This is a genomic window from Clostridia bacterium (genome assembly GCA_014360065.1).
Taxonomy (GTDB): Bacteria; Bacillota; DSM-521; order Neomoorellales; family JACIYF01; genus JACIYF01.
The window spans coordinates 1-9,600 of record JACIYF010000097.1; the positions used below are offsets into that span (position 1 = coordinate 1).

The 9,600-nt window shown below is 52.9% G+C and carries 7 protein-coding genes and 1 pseudogene; 4 read left to right on the forward strand and 4 right to left on the reverse strand.

What is annotated here, in order from left to right; genetic code table 11:
- Positions 1-214: 214 nt before the first annotated feature.
- The 3 genes and pseudogenes from H5U02_11860 to H5U02_11870 all read right to left on the reverse strand — a co-directional run bounded on the left by H5U02_11860 (position 215) and on the right by H5U02_11870 (position 4,031).
- The gene (locus tag H5U02_11860) at positions 215-2,197 is read right to left on the reverse strand and encodes a methyl-accepting chemotaxis protein (protein MBC7343111.1); all 1,983 of its coding nucleotides are present in this window, start codon (positions 2,195-2,197) and stop codon (positions 215-217) included.
- Between the two features lie 337 nt (positions 2,198-2,534).
- Complete coding sequence (rlmD, locus tag H5U02_11865; protein MBC7343112.1) at positions 2,535-3,389, reverse strand: 23S rRNA (uracil(1939)-C(5))-methyltransferase RlmD; 855 nt, start codon at positions 3,387-3,389, stop codon at positions 2,535-2,537.
- A pseudogene (locus H5U02_11870) lies at positions 3,378-4,031 on the reverse strand (class I SAM-dependent RNA methyltransferase). The gene rlmD and the pseudogene H5U02_11870 overlap by 12 nt, the downstream one beginning before the upstream one ends.
- Before the next feature lie 460 nt (positions 4,032-4,491).
- On the opposite strand from H5U02_11870, the gene H5U02_11875 reads away from it, so the two are divergent.
- Positions 4,492-5,454 (forward strand): site-specific DNA-methyltransferase, encoded by a 963-nt coding sequence (locus tag H5U02_11875; protein ID MBC7343113.1) that lies wholly within the window; start codon positions 4,492-4,494, stop codon positions 5,452-5,454.
- A gap of 3 nt (positions 5,455-5,457) precedes the next feature.
- Positions 5,458-6,414, forward strand: coding sequence for an XcyI family restriction endonuclease (locus H5U02_11880; GenBank protein MBC7343114.1), 957 nt, complete (start codon positions 5,458-5,460; stop codon positions 6,412-6,414).
- A 455-nt stretch (positions 6,415-6,869) separates the two neighbouring features.
- Here H5U02_11880 and H5U02_11885 read toward each other — a convergent pair whose 3' ends face one another.
- Entirely contained in the window at positions 6,870-7,316 is a 447-nt protein-coding gene (locus H5U02_11885) for a dynamin family protein (GenBank protein MBC7343115.1), read from the reverse strand.
- 317 nt (positions 7,317-7,633) lie between these two features.
- On the opposite strand from H5U02_11885, the gene H5U02_11890 reads away from it, so the two are divergent.
- Positions 7,634-8,812, forward strand: coding sequence for a cation:proton antiporter (locus tag H5U02_11890; protein MBC7343116.1), 1,179 nt, complete (start codon positions 7,634-7,636; stop codon positions 8,810-8,812).
- A 3-nt stretch (positions 8,813-8,815) separates the two neighbouring features.
- Positions 8,816-9,253 carry a universal stress protein gene (locus H5U02_11895; protein ID MBC7343117.1) on the forward strand — a complete coding sequence of 146 codons (438 nt, stop codon included), beginning with the start codon at positions 8,816-8,818 and terminating at the stop codon, positions 9,251-9,253.
- Positions 9,254-9,600 lie beyond the last annotated feature (347 nt).

Sequence of the window (9,600 nt, forward strand, 5' to 3'; positions counted from 1 at the left end):
AGTGACCGCTAGGCGGTGGTGGGATGAGCGGTTATGGCCCAGACTACCTGTTTGGCCTAGGTGCCCACTGGCGAGCCGAAGGCCCTTCTCAAATAGCTTGTCCCAAGGAATAGTCAGACCGCCGGCCTTGGCCGGGCCAGCCATGCCCGCTGGCTGCCCGCGGTCTGGGTTGGTGGGGAACCGCCATCCCGGTCGCTAAACTATTCTCAGGGCGTCAGGACAATTTGAACTGGGCTACAGCTTCCTGAAGCTCTAGAGCTAGTTGGGCCAAGGACTGGGCCGAAGCCGCTATCTCCTCGGCTGTGGCATTTTGTTCTTCAGTACTGGCCGATACTTCTTCCACGACGGCGGCATTCTCCTCGGCTACTGCGGCGATGGACTGGATGTTGTTACTGATGCCTTGGGCATGGTTGTTCACCTGTTCAGCGAAGCTGGCTATTTCTTGTATGCTCTCGGTCACACTATTCACGGCTTTAGAAATCTGACCGAAGACCTGGTTGGCCTGATCAGCGGCGGTCTGCTGGGCTTCGATGACGGCGTAAGACTTATCAACTTCATTGGCTGCCTTGCGGGCACCGGCTTGGATCTTGTCAATGATCAGCCCGATCTCTTCAGCGGCATGGGCGGATCCCTCGGCTAGCTTACGGACCTCTTCGGCCACCACCGCGAATCCGCGCCCATGCTCTCCAGCGCGGGCGGCTTCTATGGCCGCATTGAGTGCTAGTAGATTGGTTTGATCGGCGATCTGCGAAATGGTCTCCAAGATTTGCCCTACTTCCTGGGCTTGTTGGACCATACTATGCACTGCCTGGGCTACATTTTGTGCGGCCGCCCGGTTCTCCTGCATTTTCTGGTTTTGGTTTTCCATCGCTTTCAGCCCGTCTCCGACTAAGCTCTCGGTTTGCTGGGAAGCCTGGGCTACGGCATCGATCCTAGTGGTGGTTTCCTGGATAGCGTCGGTAATACGATTAACCATATCTGCCATGTTTTGGGCCTGGCTGGCCTGATCGTTGGCACCGCTGGTCATTTCCTGAATCGCGGTGCTTACTTGTTGGATCGATTTCTGAGCTTCTTCGGTACTGGTGCTGAGCTCTTCGGCATGAGCGGATACCGCTTGGGCGCTACTGGAGATTTTACCGATCAGGCTGCGCAAGGCAGTGGCCATGGCGTTAAAGCTCGCAGCCAGGCGGCCAATCTCGTCCCGGGAATTGCTTTGCACTTGAATGGTCAAATCGCCGGCAGCCAACTGGTCGGCTGCGCTTACCAGCCTGGCTATGGGCCGGACGATGCTTCTGGCCACTACCAGTGAAACCAATGTGACCAGGGCGGCAATAATAACCATAGCTACTATGAGCTGGCGGGTCAGGGTTTGCACCTGGGCTAAAGCCTCGGAGGTGTTTTGCTCCAATATCAAGCCCCATCCCAAATCCGGTATTACCGTGGTATAGGCTCCCACCACCTCATTTCCGTTCTGGTCGGCGTAAATGCCATGCCCGGACTGGCCTTGTTTCAGCTCATTCCAAGCGGCGGTTTCAACTTTTTGTTTTAAAACCAGGGCGTAATTATTTCCAGGCGCGGTCAGGAAATAGCCATCCTTATTTACCATAAAGACCTTTCCGGTTTGTCCCAATTGGGCATTGCCAACAATTTGATTCAGGGACTTGCTGCTGATGGTAGCTGCTAGCACCGCGGCTATTTCCCCGGCTTGGTTTTTCACTGGAGCGGCAACTGCGTAGATAGGGTTGCCGGTACTCTTGGAGAACATCATGTCGCTTATGGCCGGCTTGCCCTGTAGGGCATCTTTAAAACAGGGGAGATCGGCGTAAGAGATACCGCTTTCTCCGGCGCTATTGATGATGAGGTTGCCTTGCTTGTCAAGGAGCAAGATGGTCTCATAAGTTTCGTCGCTGCCGATTATTGCCTTGAAAAAGGGAAGGATGCGTTTCGGGTCTAGGGAGGTTACGGTATCTGACAATGCCCACTGGGCTACGCTCTTTTGCTGGTCCTGCAAACCCTGGCGAACGGAATTAGCCTGCTTTTCGGCAGAACCGGCCAGCTGGTCCTTGGTCTTTTCCATGAGGGCGGCGCTGGTGTTTTGGTTGATGACTACAGTCAATATGGCTAAGGGGATGACGGTAAGAAGGAGGAGGGTGATGGTCAGTCGCATGACTAAGCTAGATCTCTTGCGTGTGCCCACTTCTTTGCATACTCCTTTCAGCGCTAAAAAGTCTTTTGCCTAAAAAGGAAAAACTCCAGAGCTGGAGTTTTGCCCGCTGTTGGTTTGGCCTAAAAAGCTGTTCTTTTGGGTAACCCTATTTTTTCTTCGGCAACATCCTCACGGTACTTAAGCGCCGTATTCATTAATAATGTAGGCAATTCCGTTGCACCGCAGCCATTATCGGCTCTGACTTGCCGGCAGCTGGCGATAATTAGGCCGACCGACTGTGCCTAGAGCCCTACAGTGGAGATGGTTTTACCTGGAGCTACCGGCCTGTGGCAGGATCATTGGCAGGGGAGAAGGGTTGGATTGTTTTCTAGGCGGGTATTATGGATTTTCCTTTGAGAGATACTACGCACTCAATGTGGTGCGTATGGGGAAACATATCTACCGGCTGTACCTTCAACACCTGGTAGCCGTTTGCGGCCAGGACACTCAGATCCCGGGCCAGGGTACCGGGATCGCAAGAAACGTAGACCAGGCGCGGTACCGGGCGGCTGGCTAGGGCTTCGGCGACTAAGCGGTGACACCCCCGCCGGGGCGGGTCCAGCACCACCACATCGGGGCGGTAGCCCTCCCGTAATAACTCGGGTAGCAATCTTTCTACTTGGCCTTGGCGAAAGCAGACATTGGCCATGTGGTTCAAGCGGGCATTGTCGCGGGCGTCGGCTACAGCTTGCGAGGAAAGCTCCAGCCCCAGGACCTGGCGGCAGTGACGGGCCAGAAAAAGGGCGATGGTACCCACGCCGCAGTAGGCATCCAGCACCTGCTCCCGCCCGGTCAGGTGGGCATAATGGAGCACTTGGTGGTAAAGGACTCGAGTCTGGACGGGGTTGACCTGGTAAAAAGAAGCGGCGGAAAGACGGAAGCTGAGGTGGTCTAGGCCATCGGTTATGTATCCGGGCCCGTACAAGACTTTAGTCTGCCCTGCACTGGTTTCCTCATCGTCCGGTCCACCCACCTGTTGAACCATGGTGGTGACTTGGCCGCTGGCGGCCAGTTCCTCGATCAACCTAGCAGGTACCTCCGGCAGGAGTGGCTGGGTTGGGCGGGGATGGCTTGCTCGGCCGTCGGCCTTGGTTCCCGCCTGGTCCTGGCTGTAGATCTTATGCGCTCTTCGCTCCGGGGCGGCACTACCTTTTTGGTTGCCGCCATGCTCCAAGACCACCATGGTTTCCCCAGTGGCGGCGGCCTTGCGCAGGGTGACATGGGTCAGGCAGTCCAGCCAAGCCGGGCAGCCGGGGGCGGAACGATAGTATTGGTTTAGCAACTTTTCCACTAGCCCGGCTAGGTTGATCAAGTCACCATCGAGGAGATAACAGGCTCCGTCGGAGCTCATCCAGTGGCCTATTGCATGGGAGCCGGGGGCGTATAGGCCCAACCTCAGCTGCCCCTCCCGGGCCACTACGTGCAAGCGGATTTTGTTGCGGTAGTGCCAGGGATTCTCCATTCCCAAGGTAGGGAGCACGGGGACTTCTTCTAGCCCGCCGATCCGAGTTAGCACCTCTCGTACCCAGTGAGTCTTGTATTCCAGCTGAGAGCGGTAATCCAGATGCTGAATGTGGCAGCCACCACAGCGGCCGAAGGAGGGGCACCGGGGTTGGCAGCGCGCCGGCCCGGCCTCGATAACCTCCACCAGCTGGCCTCGCAAAAATCTCTTCTTTACCTCGGTCACCTTGGCCCGGACGCGATCGCCGGGCAAGGCTAGGGGTATAAATACCACCTGGCCTTGCCAGCGGGCTACTCCTTCGCCGTCATGGCTGAGATCGGTCACATCTACTGTAATTTCTGCCCCGGGCCCTATCAGCGGCACCAAGCATTCCCCCAGATGTAGGAGAGGTGTGGTTGCACTTCCCTAGTTCCCAGGAACTAGTATAACTCACGCGTGCCTAACCACTAACACCCCCAACCCAAGGCGACCTTCGGCCTGGCTGGGGTACCGTGGCAGCAGTTGGGGGTGACTCAACTGTTGTTCTCAGGATATTTTACACCGGGCAACAGCCTCTTGGAGGTCTAGGACCATCTGGATCAAGGATTGCGCTGAGGCAGCTATTTCTTCAGCCACGGCTACCGGGGTCCTTGAAGCCGGTGTGTCTTGAACCCGTTCAACCGCGCGGTGTACCGCCTGGGTGACGTTTTGTGCTGCCGATACATGCGTTCATTGTAGCATAAAATCAGCGGCCCTTTTAGTTCATAAGAGGAAATAAGGGGGAGAGGTCGAATGAATCTACCGATCACAAAAGGAGCTGGGCGTGCTAGGGTAGGTGGAAACGATGGAATTAGAAGAACTGAGTTTATTCGATCCTTTATCTTACGAGGAACCGAAAAAGGATTGTGTCATTGTAACGGGGCCCCCGTCCTTGCTTAGGGAACTAAGAAAAGAGACGTCGTACATAATAACGGGAAATGCTTTAACAGCATTAAAGGAGTTGCCTGAAGAAAGCGTTCAGACCTGCATTACTTCTCCGCCTTATTGGGGACTTCGCGACTACGGCGTTCCTGACCAAATTGGCGCAGAAATGGACATCTCGGAATACCTGGATAAACTTATAGCGGTGTTTCGTGAGGTCAAACGGGTCCTTAAACCTGATGGCACTTTGTGGCTGAACATGGGCGACGGGCACACAAGCGGAGGTAGGGCCTATCGTGCCCCCGATAAGAAAACAGACAATGGTCACATGGTGCGAGGACTGCCTTTTCGCCCCCCAACTCCCGCAGGCTTGAAACCCAAAGACCTTTTAGGTTTACCATGGCGTTTAGCTTTCCGACTGCAAGAAGACGGGTGGTACCTAAGGGCGGACATTATCTGGTACAAGCCGAATGTACTTCCGGAAAGCGTTAAGGATAGACCAACCATAGCGCATGAGTATTTGTTCTTACTCAGCAAAAACGAACGTTATTATTACGATTACCAGTCCATACTCGAACCGGCTGCGTCCGGCCAGGGCCGACGAAACAAACGGTCGGTCTGGGTTGTGAATACCGAACCGTATCCGGAAGCCCATTTTGCGACCTTTCCCCCAGCCCTCATTACGCCCTGTGTTTTGGCCGGGTCAAGACCGGGGGACTTCGTACTCGATCCTTTTTTGGGTTCAGGTACTACGGGGATAGTAGCTCTGCAAAATAGGAGACGCTTTATTGGCATAGAACTCAACCTCGACTACTGTGCTATGGCCGCAAAAAGGCTGGCTCCGTACGGGACGATCTTTAAAGGCGAAAGTGAATTGGGGGCTTGATTTGTGGAAACTTTGACTCCCACAAAACAATTATGGGTGATTAGCCGCTTGAGATCCGAACGGGGTAGAATCTTGCGCGATGCATTAAGAGAAGCTGTTGGGAGAGTGGGCGTCCAAACCATCGATCAGGAGCTTCACAATTTGGTTAGCGCGGACGCCCTCAATAAATTGGGTGCGTTTGGCCTGCGCGGAGAAGTCCTTTTTGCTGTGCCTTGCCTGATCAAAGAGAAACTAACTCTTTCTGGTTATTACCGCCTTGTCCTTGGGATTTCGCAAAAGGAATATGGCAGGAAAGGGTTGGACAAGTGGGTCAAAATAGAAAAGGGGGAAAACCTTGTTGTTTCGGAAAGTGAGATGCGGGATCTTTGCGTAGCCCTTATCAAGGCTGGTGAACAATTGTTAAGCGTGGTTAGTAGCAAAGATAATATTACTGAGGATTTCTTCCACGAGCTTGCTTTACTAACTCTAGGGACGCAGTTGGACGGGAGTTATCGGGTGATCGTTGGTCAAAAAGCCGTAGCTGTTGTTCGGGAGTTAATTGAGGGCATCATCAAATCGAAAGACCCCGATGGTTTTCAAGAAAAGGAGAATGAAATCGAATTCAATAATGCTGCGGGTCGACGGGTAAGAATACGATTTGGGGCCGACCCGGATATACTTGTTAGCGAGCGCTCTGGAAATCAATACCGTCACCTATTAGCTATAGAGGTTAAGGGAGGCGGGGATCCTTCCAATATTCACAACAGGTTGGGCGAAGCTGAAAAGAGTCACTTAAAGCTTTCTGCCAGCGGCGTCCTACGCTGGACTATTGCGGGTGTTCCGGTTGACGGACAGATTGCTCGGATGAACTCACCTAGCACCAACAGATTTTACGCGATAAGCAATTTACTCATCGACGGGGGCCAGGAGTATGAGAGTTTTCGGCGCGAGCTGATTTCGATCCTGGGGCTTCCTGAATGAGCCGATCTAGCACACAGAAGGGGCCCATGTCCTCCAGCCAACAACCCCCAAGATGCTTTGATGCTGGCGCGGGTAGGAGGATCGGTGACCTGACAGTTTTCTCCCGCCTACACAGGCCTACTGGATTAGGGTTGTCAGCTGGGCTCGAATTTGGTTGAGATTGTTTATTATGGCTTGAAGCTGGGCGACCTGAGGGGCTAGATTCTGAATATGGCTGGCGCTCCATGGCAAAGGCCTCCGAGCTACTCGGGGCTCGGTAGGGAACGTCGAAGAGTTCGGCGGCAGCCTTGCGGACCGCCTCGATTAGCTGGTCAGCTTGCTGTTGGTAGGACCGCAGCACCTCGGTGACCCTGGCCTCAAAAACCCTCCCTAATTCCTCAAGCTTGGGCGCAAAGAAATCGGGTATGGCTTTGGCTATAACCTCCAAAGGCATTTGTAGCCCACGGAGGCGAAGTTCAAGGTGCATAAGCGTGTCGCTGAGTACGTCGGCTGATTGGTTTTTTAGCCTTTAAAGCTTGGCGGGCCGACAGGCAGAATATAGGAATATCTTCCAGATTAGCTTGCTCGTTCAAAACTCTCTTGAGGAAATGGGAAAGGGCGGCAATTTCCTCCCGATCAAGGTAATCCACCTTATTTAACACGAAAAAGAGGTGAGCAACTTGACTGCGAACGGCCCTCAAGAACTCGATCTCCATCTCAGTTATGGGTGGGTCTGCCGAAACCAAGAATAAAGCGGCATCGCATTGGGGCAGGAAATTAAGGGTTGTTGCCGTGTTATGCTGGAAAGTTGAGCCGATGCCTGGAGCGTCAATTAGTATTACTCCCTGGCGGAGAAGCGGCGAGGGGTAGAAAAGTTCAACTTGGCGGACCCTCTTATGGTTTTTGGGGCTGCCTTCTTCTATCTATTTTATAGCTATCTTAACCTTGGCCTGTCAAGAACTGTCCCGCTACACTGGCAGCAAAAAAGCTTGCAATGCAAAGCACTGGTGTTATAATAGGTCCAGGGAAAACCGAGGAGGTGGGGCGAACCGGTATTCAACTAAACCTTCTAAGATTAGAATGGCGATGGAGCTCGCCTAACGCTCACTGAGCTGATAGCTCCTACCGAAAACGACCAGGGATCGGTAGGGGCTTTTTAGCGCTTGAAGCTCGTTGGCTGGCCCGAGCCTTTTCCAGAACCTAAACCGGTCTCTGGTCAAAGATGAGGAGGTTGAGGTTCATGGAAAATATGTGGCTTGTGGCGGCCGAATGGCTTGGGTTAGCTTTACTAGGCGGCTTATTAGCTGGCTGGACGGGCATCTCTATTTCCTTGATGGAGATTGCGGTAGGCGTAATTGGCGGTAATTTCTTGGGCCTGCACACCACTCCGTGGGTGGATTTCCTGGCCGGGGTTGGCAGCATTCTCCTGACCTTCCTTGCCGGTGCTGAAGTGGATCCAGAAGTTTTGCGGACCAAGTTCAAGGAAAGCGTGAGCATTGGCGTTATCGCCTTCCTGCTACCTTTTGCCGGTGCTCTGCTATATACTTATTTTGCTTTGCATTGGTCCCTCCCAGCGGCAGAAATTGCGGGGATCGCCCTCTCAACCACCTCGGTCGCCGTGGTGTACGCGGTAATGGTTGAAACCGGTCTCAATGAAAGTGAGATAGGTAAAATCATCTTAGCTGCCTGTTTCGTCAATGACCTGGGAACAGTAATAGCCTTAGGTATACTTTTTGCCGACTTTAATGCGTGGATGCTCCTATTTGCTATTGTTACAGCAATTATACTGGCTTTCCTGCCACGTTTCACCCGTTGGTATATTGAGCGCTATGGCAACCGTGTCAGTCAATTGGAGGTAAAATACTTTTTCTTCCTTCTTTTTTTCCTCGGTGGGCTGGCCTCCATGGCCAACAGCGAACCGGTTTTGCCGGCTTACCTGATTGGTCTAGCTGTTGCTGGTTTCTTTCTCCAAGAAAGGAATATTGCTCTTCGCATGCGGACTATGGCTTTTGCCTTCTTAACGCCGTTTTATTTTCTTAAGGCTGGCCTTTTTGTATCTTTGCCGGCAGTGGTTGCCAGCTTCGGGATAATCGTGGTCGGCTTGTTGATCAAAATGGCCACCAAATTCGTTGGCGTCTGGCCAACGACGCGTTTCTTTAAGTTTGAACCCCGAGAGGGTATGTACACCACCCTGCTAATGTCCACCGGGCTTACCTTCGGCACCATTTCCTCCTTGTTTGGCCTCAATCATGGCTATATTAACCAAACCCAGTATACAGTTTTGGTAACGGTGGTCATCCTCAGCGCTGTGGTTCCAACCCTGATTGCCCAGGCCTTTTTCCGGCCCGACCAGGTACCGGCGGTAGAACAAGAAAAGCGCTGCCATACCTTGGTACCTCAGAAAGGGGAGGGTAATTAAACCATGTTTAACAAGATTTTAGTAGGCTACGATGGCTCACCCTATGCCAGGAGAGCTTTAATAGCTGCCCTCGACCTGGCTAAAAGATACGAAGCGCAAATAACGGCTGTTTCCGTTGCCCACGTACCTGATTTTGCCGATACTAAGGACGAAGTTAATGGCGTCCTGGAAGATGCCAAAAACTTTTTTGCCCAAGCTTTGGAGCAAGCTAAAAACCTGGCTGCCCGTGAAGGGATAACATTAACTACCAAGGTAGTACCCGGCCACCCGGCCGATACTTTGACACGCTTGGTTGAAGAGGAGGGCTATGATCTGGTGGTTTTAGGGTCCCGGGGGTTAAGTGGCATCAGGCGCTACCTTTTAGGTAGTGTTTCCGAGGCAGTAATAAGATTAGCCAGTTGTCCGGTGCTAGTAATTAAAGGCAAAGTAAGTCATTTTTAAGTCCAGGAATCCCTTTCCGGCCCCGCGGCTCGTCGATAAAACCATAGTCCTGCCATGGCTCCAACCTGTCAAGTGGGAGGGGTTGATAGGCCAAGGGGCCGGGTAGAAGTAGCATAAAAACAGGGTAAATGAGGTGAACAGGTTTTGCCCTCATTGCTATGCGCTCAATCGCTTTGATGCTAATCGCTGCCAAAAGTGCGGTGGGCTAGCCATAAAAAAGATATTGATCAATTAGGGTGACCAGCATCACTGTCCCCGCTACATGTCGCCAAACGCTGGTTGCAATAGCGGCATGTAGCTGATATAATCTTGATATCAATATGATAGCAAGGGGGCGGTCGGTTTTG

Excerpts from the sequence above, each read along its gene's own strand:
- rlmD (MBC7343112.1), bottom strand. The coding sequence starts at position 3,389 with ATGGTGGTCTTGGAGCATGGCGGCAACCAAAAAGGTAGTGCCGCCCCG.
- H5U02_11875 (MBC7343113.1), top strand. The coding sequence starts at position 4,492 with ATGGAATTAGAAGAACTGAGTTTATTCGATCCTTTATCTTACGAGGAA.
- H5U02_11890 (MBC7343116.1), top strand. The coding sequence starts at position 7,634 with ATGGAAAATATGTGGCTTGTGGCGGCCGAATGGCTTGGGTTAGCTTTA.
- H5U02_11895 (MBC7343117.1), top strand. The coding sequence starts at position 8,816 with ATGTTTAACAAGATTTTAGTAGGCTACGATGGCTCACCCTATGCCAGG.